At 62.7% G+C, this 17,184-nt stretch carries 6 protein-coding genes; all 6 read left to right on the forward strand.

Annotated features, from left to right (window positions below; all coding sequences use genetic code 11):
• The first annotated feature begins 5 nt into the window (after nucleotides 1–5).
• A complete protein-coding gene (locus QYH43_RS09910; RefSeq protein ID WP_301156961.1) occupies nucleotides 6–3,104 on the forward strand; it encodes an amino acid adenylation domain-containing protein in 3,099 nt (1,032 codons plus the stop codon).
• The gene (locus tag QYH43_RS09915; RefSeq protein WP_301156962.1) at nucleotides 3,101–14,905 is read left to right on the forward strand and encodes an amino acid adenylation domain-containing protein; all 11,805 of its coding nucleotides are present in this window, start codon (nucleotides 3,101–3,103) and stop codon (nucleotides 14,903–14,905) included. Before QYH43_RS09910 ends, QYH43_RS09915 begins: the two co-directional genes overlap by 4 nt.
• A gap of 241 nt (nucleotides 14,906–15,146) precedes the next feature.
• Nucleotides 15,147–16,109: an alpha/beta hydrolase gene (locus QYH43_RS09920; RefSeq protein WP_301156963.1), complete on the forward strand. Its 963-nt coding sequence runs from the start codon at nucleotides 15,147–15,149 to the stop codon at nucleotides 16,107–16,109.
• A 203-nt stretch (nucleotides 16,110–16,312) separates the two neighbouring features.
• Nucleotides 16,313–16,504 carry an antitoxin gene (locus QYH43_RS09925; protein ID WP_301156964.1) on the forward strand — a complete coding sequence of 64 codons (192 nt, stop codon included), beginning with the start codon at nucleotides 16,313–16,315 and terminating at the stop codon, nucleotides 16,502–16,504.
• On the forward strand, nucleotides 16,494–16,763 hold the full coding sequence (locus tag QYH43_RS09930; protein WP_301156965.1) for a type II toxin-antitoxin system RelE/ParE family toxin: 270 nt from the start codon (nucleotides 16,494–16,496) through the stop codon (nucleotides 16,761–16,763). The genes QYH43_RS09925 and QYH43_RS09930 overlap by 11 nt, the downstream gene beginning before the upstream one ends.
• Nucleotides 16,764–16,940: 177 nt before the next feature.
• A complete protein-coding gene (locus QYH43_RS09935; RefSeq protein ID WP_095059067.1) occupies nucleotides 16,941–17,159 on the forward strand; it encodes a DUF4287 domain-containing protein in 219 nt (72 codons plus the stop codon).
• Nucleotides 17,160–17,184: the final 25 nt, after the last annotated feature.

Here is a 17,184-nt window from a genome sequence, read left to right on the forward strand (position 1 = left end):
CCGACATGAACACCACCGCCCTCGAACCTTCGGTAGACGTATTCCAGACTTCGGCCCAACAGGCGTTCTATCTGCGCGCCCAGGAACTGGCTGGACAAACCCTGTTTGCCGCCCTGACGCTGCCGCTGGCCCAACCGGTGACCGCTCAAGTTTTGCGCGAAGCGCTGGACACGCTGGGCCAGCGCCACGAAACCCTGCGCACGGTTTATCGCCGGTTGCCGGGGATGAAATGGCCGGTGCAAAGCCTGTGCGATCAACTGCCGCTCACGTTGCTGGGCCGCCAGCCTTGCGTGTCTGACGCCTTCGAGCGCAGTCGTGAAGCCATGCTCAACGATACGATCCGGGTGCTGGCGGTGGCACCGGTCGAGACCGCTGACGGACAGCATTGGGTCACGGTGCTGACGCTGGCGAGCAGCTTCGATGAAGCCTCGTTGCGCGTGCTTTCCAGCGAACTCGCCAGTCTGTTGCGCGGCGAAACGCTGCCCGTCGACGAAGAAGCACTGCAATACCTGGACTACACCGCGTGGCAGCAAGAACTGCGCGAGGAAGACCTCGGCCATCAAGGCGCGGCGTTCTGGCGCAACCTGCAACAAAAGTTCGTCGTGGCGCACCGCTTGCCCTTCGAAAAAGCGGTCGACGTTGCGCGGGTGCGTCGTCAGGCCATGCTCGCTGACAGCCAATGGTTTGGCGACGTGCAGCGGACAGCCGCTGACTTCGGTGTCGAGGCCGAACAGGTGGTGTTGCTGCTGTGGAGTGCCTTTGTTGCGCGCATCGGCAATCAGGAAAAGTTGTTGATCGGCTGGCAAGTAGAGGGGCGCAACGAGCAAACAACCGCGACCCTCGGACGCTTCGCCCGTCGCTTGCCGGTGGCCTTCGATTACCGCAGCCATCAAACATTGGCACAAGCGCTGGCATCGTTTACCGCCAACCTTGAGCAATCGCTGTCGTGGCTCGACTGCCTCAACGAATTCGAGTTGAGCGCCGAAGGCACCGCGCCGCTGCGATATGGTTTCGTCTATGAAACCGGTGTCGAACCCGCTATCGAGGTCGACGATGCCAACCCCGAAGTGCTGCGCCTGCGGGTTCAGGGTGAGCGGTTGCGGCTGTCGTCTCCGGAGGGCACAGTCCCGGAATCGATGCTGAGCGAATGGCTGGCCCAGTTTGCCGAGTTCAGCCACCAGTTGCTCGCAGTGCCCGAGCTGACGCTGGCTCAGGCGAGTCTGGTCAATGAGGCGCATCTTGGCCGTTTGATCGAGGGCTTCAATCCGAACGCCACCGAGCAGGCGTTGCCGTGCCGCTTCCTGCAAGAACTGTTCAGCGAACAGGCGCGGCTGCACCCGCAGCGCATCGCGGTGAGCGTCAACGGTGAGCGCCTGAGCTACGCCGAACTCGATGCACGCTCCAACCAGGTGGCCAATACCTTGCGCGGTCAAGGCGTCAAACCGGATCAGATCGTGGCGGTTTACGGCCAGCGTTCGCTGGAAATCGTCATCGCGCTGTTGGGCACGCTGAAGGCGGGCGCGGCGTATTTGCCGCTGGACCCGAACTACCCGATCGAACGTCTGGCGTTCATGCTCGCCGACACGGGTGCGCGTCAGGTATTGGCCTGTCAGCCGTTGCCAGAAGCGTTGCTCAGTGAACACGTTGTTTCCCTGATGCCGGGTGCCGAAGTCTGGTCCGCGTCGCCGACTCAACCTGAACCCCAGGGCGACAGCGCGAACCTGGCCTACGTCATCTACACCTCCGGCTCCACCGGCAAGCCCAAGGGCGTGATGATCAGCCATGCCAACGCCGTGGCTTCGACCCTGGCGCGCAGTGCCTTCTATCGTCAGCCGTTGCGTTCGTTCCTGATGCTCTCGTCGTTCTCCTTCGACAGCTCGGTGGCCGGGGTTTTCTGGGCGTTGGGGCAGGGCGCGACCCTGTGCCTGCCGGACGAAGACAGCTACAAGGATCCGGTGCAACTGGCGGCGTTGATCCAGCGGGAAGAGGTTTCCCACTACCTGACCTTGCCGTCCTACCACGCGCAGATTCTCGAACACCTCGACCGTCAGGCGCTGGCCTGCGTGATTGTCGCTGGCGAAGCGTGCAGTAACGCGCTGGTGCAGCGACATCGCGAGGCATTGCCGGGGGTGGCGCTGGTCAACGAGTACGGCCCGACCGAAGGCACCGTGTGGTGTTCGGCGTGGGAGCTACCGCTCGGCGAAGACGACGACAGTATTCCGATTGGTCAACCGATTGCCGGCATGCGCATCCACGTGCTGGGGCCGGACCTGCAACCGGTGGCCGTGGGCGTTGAGGGCGAGTTGTATGTCGGTGGTGCCGGCATTGCCCGGGGTTATCTGCAACGGGTCACGCTGAGTGCTGAGCGCTTTGTGCCCGACCTGTTCGCGAAAACGGCGGGCCAACGCTTGTACCGCACCGGTGACCTGGCGCGTTATCGCGCCGATGGCGTGCTGGAGTACCTGGGGCGGGTCGACCATCAAGTGAAAATCCGTGGTTTCCGCATCGAGCTGGGCGAGATCGAGTCGGCCATGCGCAACGCCCCGGGCATCGAAGACGCTGCGGTGGTTACCCGCGAAACCCCGACCGGTCCGCAACTGCTGGGCTTCGTGGTGTCCCCGGCCGACACCGCCGACATCCGCCTCAATGAATTGCGCAGCCACCTGGCCGAGGCGCTGCCCGAGCACCTGCAACCGACGCGCTTGCAGGTGCTGGAACGGTTCCCGCTGATGCCCAACGGCAAACTCGATCGTCAGGCGTTGCTCGATCTGGATGTGCGCCGCAGCGCCTTCGTCGCCCCGCGCAACGATCTGGAAAAAGCGCTGGCGGCGATCTGGGCCGAAGCGCTGCACGTCGAGCGCGTTGGCGTGCACGACAGCTTTTTCGAACTCGGCGGGCACTCGCTGTTGGCCACGCGCATTCGTGCGCGGATTCAGGAACAACTGAACCTGGCGATCCCGCTCAAGCTGTTCTTCGAAGGCGACACCCTGGAGCGTCTGGCGGCGCAGATCGAGCAGTTCCGTCAGCACAGTGAACATAAAGAAAACGATGTAGACGCTCTCGAAGCGTTGTTCGACGAAGTGGATGAGGAACACGCGCGATGAGTGCAACACCGGACAGAATGATGACCCTGGCCCAGCGTTTCTGCGGCTTGAGCGCCGACGCCCGGCGTGCGTTGCAACAAAAGATGCACGCCCAGGGACTGACCCTGGAACGGCTGCCGATTCCGCCAAGGGATCCCAGCGTCGACACCCTGCCGGCGTCCTACGCGCAGCAGCGCTTGTGGTTCCTCTGGCAGATGCAGCCCCAGGCCACCGCCTACAACCTGACCGGTGCCTTTCGCCTGAATGGCGCGCTGAATCATGAGGCACTGGCGCAAACCTTGAGCGCGCTGGTGCAGCGTCATGAAGTGCTGCGCACCACGTTTGTCTTCGACGACCAGCAGGTGCTGCAAAAAATCCACCCGCACATGGACGCGCCGCTGGTCGACGTCAGCGCGGGCGACGAGGTCGAGTTGCAACGGCAAATCGCCCTGAATGCCGAGCAGCCGTTCGACTTGCAGAATGGCCCGCTGATGCGTTGCCGGTTGATCCGCCTCGACGCCGAGCAACACGTGTTGGTCATGACTTTTCATCACATCGTCACCGACGGCGGTTCGCTGCCGATCCTGTTGCAGGAGTTCACCCGACTTTATGCGCAACTGAGTGCCGGGCAGCCTGCGCAGCTGCCGGAGCTGGGCATCCAGTACGCCGACTTTGCCCGTTGGCAGCGTCTGTGGCTGGAGGCCGGCGAGGCTGAACGCCAACTCGATTACTGGCGCGAACAATTGGGCAATGAACACCCGCCGCTGAGCCTGCCGACTGACCGTCGGCGCCCGGCGATCCCGAACCAGCAGGGCGCCAGCGTCGAACTGAAGGTTTCAGCCGCATTGACTGCGCAGTTGCGCGAACTCGCCCGCCGCGAAGGTTGCACCCTGTTCATGCTGTTGATGGCGGCGTTGCAGACGTTGTTGCATCGCTACAGCGGCGAGCAGGACATCCGCGTCGGCGTGCCGATTGCCAACCGCACCCGCCAGGACGTGGAAAACCTGCTGGGCTTTTTCGTCAACACCCAGGTGCTGCGCAGCCAGCCCCAGGCGGACAAGCCGTTTGTGCAGTTGCTGGCTGAAATCAAAGCCGCAGCACTTGGCGCGCAAGCCCATCAGGATTTGCCTTTCGAACAACTGGTCGATGGCCTCGGTGTGGAACGCAGCCTGAGCCACACGCCGTTGTTCCAAGTGATGTTCAATCACCAGCGCGACAGCGCTGATCCACAGCGTTGGGACTTGCCGGGCTTGAGCGTCGAGCCGCTGATCTGGGATGAAAAAACCACCAAGTTCGACCTGATGCTCGACACCGTCGAGGGCGATGAGGCTATCCACGCGTCGTTCGTCTACGCCACCGAATTGTTCGATGCTTCGACCATCGAGCGTCTGGGCCGGCATTGGTTGAACCTGTTGCAGGCAATCTGCGCGGATAGCCGCGTGGCCCTGGCCGATTTGCCGATGCTCGACGAGTCCGAGCAGCACGCGACCTTGCTCGACTGGAATCGCAGCGCGGTATTGAACAGCGATCCGGCGAACGCTCTGTGCGCCCATCAATTGATCGAGGCGCAAGCTGCCGCGCATCCGCACAACATCGCCGTGACCGGCGAGGGCGCCACCCTCACTTACGCCGAGCTGAACAGCCGCGCCAACCGCATCGCCCATCGCCTGCGCGAACGCGGCGTGGGCCCGGACGTAATGGTCGGGATCGCCCTTGAGCGTTCGCTGGAAATGATCGTCAGCCTGGTCGCGATCCTCAAGGCCGGTGGCGCCTATGTGCCGCTGGATCCGCAATACCCGCAGGATCGCCTCGCCTACATGCTCGCCGACAGCGGCACGCGCCTGTTGCTGACCGATTCCGCATTGCTGCCGAGCCTGCCGTTGAACGACAGCATTGAAGTGATCTGCCTCGATCACGCCAGCGACTGGCTGCTTGAGGCGAGTGCCGACAACCTGCCGAACCTGACCGCGCCGCAGAACCTGGCCTACGTCATCTACACCTCGGGTTCCACCGGCAAACCCAAAGGCACGCTGTTGCCCCACAGCAACCTGACGCGTCTGTTCAGTGCCACCGAACATTGGTTCGGTTTCAGCGCCGACGATGTCTGGAGCCTGTTCCATTCCTATGCCTTCGACTTTTCCGTGTGGGAAATCTTTGGCGCGCTGTTCTACGGCGGCAAACTGGTGGTGGTGCCCCACGCGGTCAGTCGTTCCCCGGAGGACTTCGCTCGCTTGCTCCGCGACGAGGGTGTCACGGTGCTCAACCAGACGCCGTCGGCGTTCCGCCAGTTGATGCCGTTCGCATGTGCCGACGCGAAAAACATGGCCCTGCGTTACGTGGTGTTCGGCGGCGAGGCGCTGGACGTGGCCAGCCTGCGTCCGTGGTACGACGCGTTCGATGACCGGCAGCCTTTGCTGATCAACATGTACGGCATCACCGAAACCACGGTGCACGTGACGTACCGCCCGCTGTCCCGCGCCGACCTCGATGGCGCTAACAGTTCACCGCTGGGCGAGCCGATTGCCGACCTGCGCTGGTACGTGCTCGACCCGCGCCTGAACCCGGTGGCCAAAGGCTGCGTGGGTGAACTGTACGTCGGCGGTGCCGGCCTCGCTCGCGGCTATCACCAGCGCGCTGACCTGACGGCTACGCGGTTTGTCCCGGATCTGTTTGCCGATGAGGCCGGAGCGCGCCTGTATCGCACCGGCGATCTGGCGCGGTATTGCGCCGATGGCAGCATCGAGTACGCCGGGCGCATCGACCATCAGGTAAAGATTCGCGGCTTTCGCATCGAACTGGGGGAAATCCAGGATCGCCTGCAAAGTCTTCCGGACATCGAGCAGGCGCTGGTGCTGGCGCCCGAGGTCAATGGCAGCCCGCAACTGGTCGCGTGGTTCACCGCGACCGGCGACGACAGCGATTTGCGCCAGTCCCTGCGCGAGCATTTGCAGGCCGGTTTGCCGGATTACATGGTGCCGGCGCACCTGATCAAACTCGACCAATGGCCGCTGACCAGCAACGGCAAGCTTGATCGCAATGCGCTGCCCAAACCTGACGCCGCGCTGACGCAACAGGCCTACACAGCACCGTTGGATGAGATGCAGGCCGCATTGGCAACGATCTGGCAAGACGTGCTCAAGCTCGAACGCGTGGGCATCGACGACAACTTCTTCGAGCTGGGCGGCGATTCGATCATATCGATCCAAGTGGTCAGTCGAGCGCGGCAGGCCGGGATTCGCATTACCCCACGGGACTTGTTCCAGCACCAGACCGTGCAGAGTCTGGCGAAGGTTGCCGAGCGCAGTGCAGGGCTGGTGATCGATCAGGGACCGGTGCGTGGTGAGGTGTTGCTGACGCCGATCCAGCATTGGTTTTTCGCGCAGGACATCGAGGCCAGGCATCACTGGAACCAGTCGCTGCTGCTGGAACTGCGCGAGCCGCTGGACAGCGCCAGCCTGCAACAGGTGCTGGTCGCATTGGTGGAACATCACGATGCATTGCGTCTGCGGTTGCGTCAGGTCGATGGCGTCTGGCAACAGGCCCAGGCCGAACAGTGGAGCAGCGCCGAGGTACTGTGGCAGCGACAGGCTGCCAACGCCGATGAACTGCTGGAACTGTGCAACGCCGCGCAAGCCAGTCTGAATTTGCAGGACGGCCCGCTGTTGCGTGCGTTGCTGGTGGACATGGGCGCGGCGGGCCAGCGATTGCTGTTGGTGGTGCATCACCTGGCGGTGGACGGCGTGTCCTGGCGTTTGCTGCTGGAAGATTTGCAAACCGCGTATCAACAAGCGCAGCAGGCTCAACCGCTGCGTCTGCCCGCGAAAACCAGCGCTTATCAAACCTGGGCCGCTCGCCTGCAATCCCATGCGCAAAGTGCTGAGCTGACCCGCCAGGCCGCTTATTGGCAGAACCAGTTCCGCGACGTGCAGGTCGAGTTGCCCGCCGACAACCCGCAAGGCCGCCTCGCCAGCCACCATGCCGTGAGCGTGGAAACGCTGCTCGACAGCACCTTCACCCGTCAGTTGTTGCAGGACGCTCCGGCGGCTTATCGGACTCAGGTCAACGACCTGCTGCTGACCGCGCTGGCGCGGGTGCTGGGCCAATGGACAGGCCAGCCGTCGACGCTGGTGAAGCTCGAAGGCCATGGCCGCGAAGATCTGTTCGACGACATCGACCTGACCCGGACGCTGGGCTGGTTTACCTCGATCTTCCCGGTGAAACTGACCCCGGCCAGCGATCTGGCCGGCAGCATCAAAGCGGTCAAGGAACAACTGCGCGCCGTGCCGGACAAGGGCATTGGTTTCGGTATCCTGCGCTATCTGGCCGACGCCGGGCTTGAGGATCTGCCGTCGCCTCAGGTCACCTTCAACTACATGGGCCAGTTCGACGCCAGCTTCGACGAGCACGCGCCGTGGCGCCCGGCCAAGGAAAGCGGTGGCGCCGAGCAGGGCGCATCGGCAGCGCTGGACCGTGGCCTGAGCATCAACGGTCAGGTCTATGCCGGGCAATTGCGCCTGAGCTGGACCTTCAGCGGTGACGTGTTCAACCCGCAAACCGTGCAGCGCCTGGCCGATGCCTACGCCATGGAATTGCAGCGGTTGATCGAGCATTGCCTCGGCGGTGCCGGTGGCCTGACGCCGAGTGATGTGCCGCTGGTGCGCGTCGATCAGGTGCAGCTTGATGCTTTGCCTTTGGCCGCAAACCGGATCGAAGACATCCTGCCCCTGTCGCCGATGCAGCAAGGCATGCTGTTCCACAGCCTGTTCGCTCCGGATGCTGGCGCCTACGTGCCGCAGATGCGCGTGGATGTGCAAGGCCTCGACGTCGAAGCCTTCCGTGATGCCTGGCAACAGACGCTCAATCGCCACGAGGTTTTGCGCGCCGCGTTCTTCAGCGAAAGCAATGGCTCGCGGCCGCTGCAAGTGATTCTCGCCGACGCCACGCTGCCGCTGACCGTGCTCGATTGGCGCGATCAGGCCGACGTTACTGAAGCGCTGGATCGTCTGGCCGAGGACGACCGATTGCGCGGTTTTGACCTGATGGCGGCGCCATTGCTGCGCCTGACGCTGGTGCAAACTGCCCGCGATACGCACCACCTGATTTTCACCAACCACCACATCCTGCTGGATGGCTGGAGCACTTCGCAGTTGTTCGGCGAAGTGCTGCAACGGTATTCCGGAACCATGCCCGCGCCGGGTGTTGGCCGGTATCGCGATTACATGACTTGGCTGGACACCCGTGATCGCGCCGCTTGCGAAGCATTCTGGCTGGAGCAGTTGCAGACGTTCGCCGAGCCGACCCGTTTGGCCGGTGCCCTGCCGGGGCCGGTTGCGGGGCAGGGCGGTGGTCATCGCACTCTGCACCTGAGCCTGGATCGTACAGCCACCGAACGCCTAAGCGGGTTCGCCCGTCATGCGCGCGTCACGCCCAACACCGTGCTGCAAGCGGCGTGGCTGTTGCTGTTGCAGCGCTACACCGGTCAACAAACCGTCGCGTTCGGCGCCACGGTGTCGGGGCGTCCGAGCGAGTTGCAGGGGATCGAGCAGCAGATTGGCCTTTTCATCAACACCATGCCAGTGATCGCCACGCCGCACCCCGAGCGCACGGTCAGCCAATGGATCGATGAAGTCCAGGCCCTCAATCTCAAGTTGCGCGACGTCGAGTACACACCGCTGGCGGATGTGCAGCGCTGGGCCGGTCATTCCGGCGAGGCGTTGTTCGACACGTTGCTGGTGTTCGAAAACTATCCGGTGGCGCAAGCGCTGGAGGAAGGAAACTCCAGTGCATTGAAGTTCTCCGGCATCAGCAATCACGATCAAACCAGTTTTCCGCTGGCGATTGCCGCCGAGCTGGGCGAATGCCTGGACCTGCGTTTCAACTACGACACGGCGCTGTTCAGCGCCGAGGCCATCGAAGGCTTGAGCACACGTCTGCGCGCGTTGCTCGATACCATGGTGAGTGCGCCGCAGCAGCCATTGGGGCGTTTGAGCCTGCTCGATGCCGCACAAACGACGCAGCAGGTGGAAGGCTTCAACCGCACCGCGCAGACTTGGTCGGATATGCGTCCGGTCAACCAGTGTTTCGAAGATCAAGTGCTGAAGACCCCGGACGCACCGGCCCTGGTGTTTGCCGGCCAATCCCTCAGCTATCGCGAACTCAACCAACAGGCCAACCGACTGGCAAACTACCTGCGCAGCCAGGGCGTCGGCGCCGAAGTGCTGGTGGGCATTGCCGCCGAGCGTTCGCTGGAGCTGGTGATCGGCCTGCTGGCGATCATGAAGGCCGGTGGCGCCTATGTGCCGCTGGACCCGGATTACCCGCGTGAACGCCTGCAACACATGTTCGAAGACAGCGGCGTGCACTTACTGCTGACCCAGCGTCATCTGCTGGAGCGGTTGCCGATTCCAGCCGCCACCACGGCGATCTGCCTGGACGATATGGCGCCGTTGCTCGAAGGCCTGAGCGAAGAAAACCTGCCCTGCGTGGTCGAGTTGCAATCGCTGGCCTACATGATTTACACCTCCGGTTCCACGGGCAAACCCAAGGGCGCGGCCAACCGTCACGATGCCTTGTACAACCGTCTGGCGTGGATGCAGGGCGCGTACCCGCTGGACGGGCGCGACACCGTGTTGCAGAAAACCCCGTTCAGTTTCGACGTGTCGGTCTGGGAGTTCTTCTGGCCGCTGATGGTCGGCGCACGCCTGGCCGTGGCCGAGCCGGGCGCCCATCGCGATCCGGCGCAATTGGTCAGCCTGATTGAGCAGTATCAGGTCAGCACTCTGCATTTCGTGCCGTCGATGTTGCAGGCCTTCGTCCAGGGCGAAGGCTTCGAGCGATGCGCCAGCCTGCGGCAGATCATGTGCAGTGGCGAAGCGCTGTCGGTGGATTTGCAGCACAGCCTGTTCGGCGTGTTGCCGAATGTCGGTTTGTACAACCTGTACGGTCCGACCGAAGCGGCCATCGACGTGACCCACTGGACCTGTGTCGATGACGGCGGCTTCAGCGTGCCGATCGGTAATCCGATTGCCAACCTGGTGACCTACATCCTCGACGACAGCCTGCAACCGCAAGTGGCGGGCTGCGTCGGCGAGTTGTACCTGGGCGGCATCGGCCTGGCCCGTGGTTATCACAACCGCCCGGACCTGACCGCCGAGCGCTTTGTCGCCAGCCCCTTCGGTGCGCAGGGCGAGCGCCTGTACCGCACCGGCGACCTGGCGCGTTACCGCGAAGACGGCGTGATCGAATACGTCGGTCGCATCGACCATCAGGTGAAAATCCGTGGTTTACGCATCGAACTGGGAGAAATCGAAGCCTGCCTATTGGAGCATCCACAGGTGCGCGAGGCCGTGGTGATCGCCCTCGATGTCGGCAAATCCAAACAGCTGGTGGCTTACGTCGTCGGTGATGCCGCCATCGATCCACTCAAGCAACACCTGCGCAACGCGCTGCCCGAGCACATGCAGCCGAGCCACATGCTGCGGCTTGACCAGTTGCCGGTGACGCCCAACGGCAAACTCGACCGCCGCGCATTGCCACAGCCGGACCAGCAAGTGCGCGAATACGTCGCGCCGCGCAATGCCGTGGAAACAACGCTGCAAGCGGTTTGGCAGGCATTGTTTGAAGTGCCGCAGATTGGCATGCAGGACAACTTCTTCGAACTGGGCGGCGATTCCATCGTCTCGATCCAGGCGGTCAGCCGTGCACGCAAGGCCGGGTTGAGCATTTCCCCCAAGGACGTGTTCAGCCATCCGACCATCGCCGAACTGGCGACGGTCGCCCAACCGCTCGCGGCGGATCAAACGGAGCCGACACGGGTTGTACCCGTCGTGAAAATCGAACTGAGTACCGCGCAATATCAGGCGCTGGAGCTGACGGCGGACGAAGTCGAGGACGTCTATCCGCTGTCGCCGATGCAACAGGGCATGCTGTTTCACTCGGTGCAGGATGGCGATTCGGGGCTGTACGTCAACCAGATCGAAGTGGGCGTGCGCGGCGTCGACGGTGCACGTTTGCGCGAGGCGTGGGCCGACGCAGCCCGACGTCACGCGATCCTGCGCACCGCATTCCTGTGGGAGGGCGACAAGGAGCCGCTGCAAGTGGTGTTGCGCGACGCACCTTCGCTGCTGACCGAACTGGACTGGCGCGGGCTGGATGAGCAGCCTGAGCGCGTGCGCCAATTGGCTTTCGAGGAGCGTGAGCGTGGCTTCTCGCTGAACCGTGCGCCGTTGCTGCGCCTGTTGCTGGTGCGTCTGGAGGACGACCGCTTTCGCCTGATCTGGACTTACCACCACATCCTCATGGACGGCTGGAGCGTGTCGCGCCTGATCGGTGAGGTGTTGCGTCATTACAGCGGTGAGGAGCACGAACCGGTTGCGGCCTATCGCGACTACATCGACTGGCTCGGCCAGCAAGTCGCCGAGGCCAGCGAAGCGTTCTGGAAAGACAAACTCAACAATCTCGAAGGCGCCACACACCTGGCCCGCGCCTTGCCGGTCAAGGCGCCGCAAGCGGGTTATCACGCGATCTACACGCACCTGAGTGCCGAGCAGTCCGCACGTTTGCAAGCGTTTGCCCAGCAACAGCAGGTGACCCTCAATACCCTTGTGCAAGCCGCGTGGTTGCTGCTGTTGCAGCGCTACACCGGTCAGCGCACGGTGACGTTCGGCGCCACGGTGTCCGGTCGCCCGGAAACCCTCACCGGCTCGGAGAACATGCTCGGGCTGTTCATCAACACCTTGCCGGTGGTCAACACGGTGCCGACCGAGGCCCGCGTCGGCGACTGGTTACGGGAAATTCAGGCCTACAACCTCGACATCCGCGACTTTCAGCAAACCCCGCTCGGCGATATCCAGCGCTGGGCTGGGCAGGGCGGACAGTCGTTGTTCGACAGCATCATCGTGTTCGAAAACCAGCCGGTGGACCGCACGCTGCGCGAGTGGAACGGCGACTCCCTGCGTTTCGAGGACGTCTCCGATTTCGGCCTGACCAGCTTCGCCATGGACCTGATGGTCAGCCTCGATGAAGGGCTGCGCATCGAGTACATGCACCAGCGCGATCAGTTCGAGCTGGCCACCGTCGAAGTCCTGCGCAGCCACATGGAAAGCCTGATGCAGCGCCTGTGCGAGGACGCCGGGCGTGCCGTCGGCGAGCTGGGGTTGCTGACCCTGGACGAAGGCCGGGCGCTGGACGGCGAGCTGCCGGTGGTGGCTGCCGGTGATGAAACACCGGTGCACGAGCTGATTCGTCAGCGTGCACGCCGGCAACCGGATCATACGGCGCTGGTCTTGAGCCATGCCGATCGCGATGCCGAGCACTTGAGCTACGCCGAACTCGACCGTCGTTCCGATGCCCTTGCGGTGCATCTGCTGGAACAAGGCGTGCAGGCCGAGGACGTGATCGGTGTGTTCATGGAGCGCTCGCTGGAACTGGTGGTGTCGTTGTTGGCGGTGATGAAGTGCGGCGCTGCGTACGTGCCGCTCGATCCGCAATACCCGCAGGAGCGCCTGCGCTACATGATGGCCGACAGCGGCATGCGTCTGCTGCTGACTCAAGAGCGTTTGCGCGATGTTGCGCAGCTCAATCCGGGCACGCCGATGGTCGCGGTGGATCGCTTGAACCTCGACGTCAAGGTGGCGCCGCCAAACTGTTCCGTGCACGCCGAACAACTGGCCTACCTGATCTACACCTCGGGTTCCACGGGCAAACCGAAAAGCGTCGCCGTGGCTCACGGACCGTTGAGCATGCATGTGCAAGCCATCGCCGACCTGTACGAAATGGACCCGGGCAATCGCGAATTGCATTTCATGTCGTTCGCCTTCGACGGTGCCCATGAACGCTGGATCACCGCGCTGATCAGCGGCTCGACCCTGGTGATCCGCGACAACACCTTGTGGACCGCCGAGCAGACCCTGGCGGTGCTGCACCGCCAGCGCATCAGCGTCGCCTGCTTCCCGCCGGCGTACCTGCTGCAACTGGCCGAGCACGCCGAACTGCAGGGTGGCAATCCGCCGCCGGTGCGCATCTATTGCTTCGGCGGCGACGCGGTGCCGGACGCCACGTTCGAACGGGTCAAGCACACGCTCAGGCCGCAATACCTGGTCAACGGCTACGGCCCGACGGAAACCGTGGTCACGCCGCTGCTGTGGAAAATCGCTGCCGATGGCCAGTGCCAGGCGATGTATGCGCCGATTGGCCAACGCGTCGGCGCCCGCAGCCTGCATGTGCTGGACATGGACCTCAACCCGTTGCCGGTGGGCATGGTCGGTGAGTTGTACATCGGTGGGCGCGGTGTCGCACGCGGCTATCACCGTCATCCGTGGCAGAGCGCCGAGCGCTTTGCTGCCGATCCGTTCAGCCGTGAAGGCGGGCGCCTGTACCGTACGGGTGATCTGGTGCGCCGTCGCGAGGATGGCGTGTTTGATTACGTCGGGCGCGTCGACCATCAGGTCAAGGTGCGCGGTTTTCGCATCGAACTCGGCGAAATCGAAGCGCGGTTGCGCGAGCAGGCCGGAGTCAACGATGCATTGGTGGTAGTGCGGGAAAACGGGCAAGGTCCGCAATTGATCGGCTATGTGGTGGCGGCTGAAGACGATGGCCTCGGCCCGCGTTGCCAGGCGGCATTGCGCGAGAGCCTGCCCGACTACATGGTGCCGACGCAGGTCGTGGTGCTGCCGCGCTTCCCGCTGACGCCCAACGGCAAACTCGACCGCAAGGCATTGCCCGATCCAGCCTTCACGGGCCGCGACTACGTGGCCCCGCGCACGCCGCTGGAATGGGCGTTGGCGGACATCTGGCAACAGGTGTTGGGCATCGAGAAGGTCGGCATCACCGACAACTTCTTCGAACTGGGCGGTGATTCGTTGCGCACCCTTAAAGTGATCTCGAAAGTCCGCGCTCTGAATCTGCCGGACTTCCAGCTGAAACTGCGCGACATGATGGCCAAGCCGACGATTGCCGGGTTGTCCGGTGTCGATGAACAACCTGTGCGGCAGTGCCCGCAACCGCTGTTGCTGCTCAATCAGGTAGTGGGCGATCAGCCTGCGCTGTTCTGCCTGCACGCCGGTTTCGGCACGGTGTTCGACTACGAGCCGCTGGCCCGGCGCCTGGAGGGCGAGCGCACAGTTTACGGCGTGCAATGCCGGATGCTGCTCGATCGGCAGTGGCAGGACACGTCGCTGGCGCAAATGGCCGGGGATTACGTCGACGCCATTCGAGGCAAGCAACCGCAAGGGCCGTACCATTTGCTGGGTTGGTCGCTGGGCGGGGCGTTGGCGTTAATGGTCGCTGATTTGCTTGAACAGCAGGGGCAGCGCGCCGCGTTCGTCGGGCTGGTGGACAGCTTTGTGCCGACGCCAGCCAATGCCGTAGCGAGCCCGGATGAGTGGCGCGTGGACCTGGCCGAGTTTCTTGGCGCGACGCTGGGCATGGATACCGATGTGGTTGAACGGGCGTTGCATGCAGAAGCGGAGGGGGATCACGAGGCTGTGGCGCGGATCATTCGTGCACTCATCGACACGCAAAGCGAGCAGGCCAGCGGGTATGCCTTGCTTGGTGCCGATGAGTTGGCCCAGACGTTCATGGTCAGCATGCGATTGAAGGCGCTGTCGCGGCAGGTCGATGCGCTGCCGATACCGCAAACCGAGCTTTGCTGTTGGTGGGCCGATGGCAACCCGACGGAGGAACGCGCAACCCTCGAACGCCAGCAACCGCGGTTGCGCAAGGTGCAAACGGTGACGGCCGGGCATTTCGATATTTTGCAAATGGATGAATGTCTGGAGGCTGTGGCGGCGATGCTTGATCCGGAGGTGGTGAAAGAATTCTAAGCCGCGAATTGTGGCGAGGGAGCTTGCTCCCGCTGGGTCGCGAAGCGGCCCCAAAAACAGCCATCGCGGTTATTTGGACACACCGCGTTGTGCGGATTTGCGGCTGCTGCGCAGCCGAGCGGGAGCAAGCTCCCTCGCCACAGGTTTTCATTCAGCCTGAGGTTATCGAGTTCGCCCTAACGAACAACCCTCACGCTTCGTTTACCACGGTGAGCCTGTTTATTTTTGGAGACGACCGCCCATGGCACTGCACCCGGACATCGAAGGGTTTCTTGAGCTGGCCGAGTTCGGCCGCCTCAGCGGCAAGAGCCAGCCCATGCATGAGTTGACCCCGGACGAGGCCCGCCAGCAATTCGAACAGACCTCACAGTTGCTCGATACCGCGCCGGTGGGTGAACTGACGGTGACGGCTGTGAGCATCCCTGCACGCGATGGGCATTTGCTCAGTGCACGTCTTTACGCCAAACCGCAGTCGGACAACGAACCGCTCCCGGTGTTGCTGTACTTCCATGGTGGCGGTTACGTGGTGGGCAGTCTCGATTCCCACGACACCTTGTGCCGACGCTTGGCACTAGCGGGGGAGTTTGCCGTGTTGTCGGCAGATTATCGCCTGGCGCCCGAGCACCGTTTTCCCACCGCTTACCACGATGCCGAAGACGTGACACGCTGGCTGGCGAGCGGCGCGCCGGCGCTGCGGCTCGATGCGCAGCGGGTGGCGCTGGCCGGGGACAGTGTTGGTGGCAGCCTGGTGGCGTCGCTGTCGATTGCCATCGCTCAGGACCCGCAGGCCTGGCCGCTTTCGCCACGCCTGCAAGTGTTGTTGTACCCGGTGATCGACGCCGTGAAAAAACGCCCGTCCCTGGAGCGATTCGCCGAAGGCTATCTGCTGGAAGCCACCACGCTGGAGTGGTTCTACCAGCAGTATCAGCGCAGCGAGGCCGACCGCAGCGACTGGCGGTTTTCACCCCTGTTCGCCGAACGCCTGGAACGATTGACGCCCACGATACTGTGGCTGGCCGAGTACGACCCATTGCTGGATGAAGGTCTGGCCTGGGCCGAAAAACTGCGCGCAGCGGGCCAGCCGTTAGTGCTGGACGTGAAAGCCGGCATGACCCACGACTTTGCACGTATGGGCGAAATGGTCCAGGAAGTGCCGGGAATGCTGGCGCAACTGGCGGCGCAGATCAGCGAAAGCCTGGGTTGATACGGGCAATCCCTGTGAGAGCGAGCTTGTTCGCGATAGTGGGGGAAAAATCCTACGCGGTTTTGCGGTTGGCCATCGGAAGTGAAACGCTTACGATCCGACGCGACATGATTGCGCTAGCTGATCATTGACACTTCATCCTGCCAGCAACGACAGCGAACGCTAGACCGATTAGACTTCCAGATACTGACCCGGAGGCCGCTATGAGCGCCGAACTTTCCCCGATCGTTTCAGAGTTTGAAACCGAAGAACAGGCCGCCAGCCATGAACTTTGGTTCCGTGCCAAGGTGCAAGCATCGCTCGATGACCCGCGCCCGAACCTGCCGCATGATCAAGTGATGGCAGATTTACGAACCCTCATCGAGTCAAAGCGCAACCAGCACAATGCTGGTTGAGTGGCGGCCCGAAGCGCGGGCCGCACTCTGGCAGATTCTGAATTACATTGGCGACCGTAACTTCGCAGCGGCCAGCGAGTTGTTTCAGGCGATAGAGATTGCTACATCGGCCCTTCCTGAACACCCCTGCCTTTATCGATTTGGTCGAGTGCCCGGCACTCGGGAAATTGTTGTGCATCCCAATTACCTGGTGGTTTACCGAGTGACGGATCGAATCGAAATATTGAGTGTGTTGCATGCCCGTCAAGAGTATCCCTGACGGTTGCAAGCTTTGTATGAGATGAGTGCGAGGCAGTGCGATCATTCGCTACTGACCCCGGTCGCGCAAACGTCAGCCTGTGCTTTAATTTGAACACTTCAATACAGCGTTCCACACGCAACTTGCAACGCGACATAACTTGTCGCCTGACTGTTGAGCCGAAAGGGAGTTTGCATCGTGACTGAAGAGATAAAAACCAAAGGCCCTGCCTCGTACTTTCCGTCGATTGAAAAGAAGTACGGGCAGCCAATAAGCCACTGGCTGAACCTGCTTAAAACAGTAGACGACAAAAAGCATATGGAAAGGGTGGCCTGGCTCAAGGCGGAACACGGTATGGGGCATGGCCACGCTAACGCTTTGGTTGCGTATTACCTGGCCACCGCCAAGAGCGACTGACTTGGGTTTTGTATTGAGCCAACAC

It is taken from the genome of Pseudomonas sp. C32 (assembly GCF_030417915.1).
In the GTDB taxonomy this organism is placed as follows: Bacteria; Pseudomonadota; Gammaproteobacteria; order Pseudomonadales; family Pseudomonadaceae; genus Aquipseudomonas.

What these genes read in the sequence shown, in the direction of transcription:
- QYH43_RS09910 (WP_301156961.1), top strand. Translation starts at nt 6, where the DNA reads ATGAACACCACCGCCCTCGAACCTTCGGTAGACGTATTCCAGACTTCG.
- QYH43_RS09915 (WP_301156962.1), top strand. Translation starts at nt 3,101, where the DNA reads ATGAGTGCAACACCGGACAGAATGATGACCCTGGCCCAGCGTTTCTGC.
- QYH43_RS09920 (WP_301156963.1), top strand. Translation starts at nt 15,147, where the DNA reads ATGGCACTGCACCCGGACATCGAAGGGTTTCTTGAGCTGGCCGAGTTC.
- QYH43_RS09925 (WP_301156964.1), top strand. Translation starts at nt 16,313, where the DNA reads ATGAGCGCCGAACTTTCCCCGATCGTTTCAGAGTTTGAAACCGAAGAA.
- QYH43_RS09930 (WP_301156965.1), top strand. Translation starts at nt 16,494, where the DNA reads ATGCTGGTTGAGTGGCGGCCCGAAGCGCGGGCCGCACTCTGGCAGATT.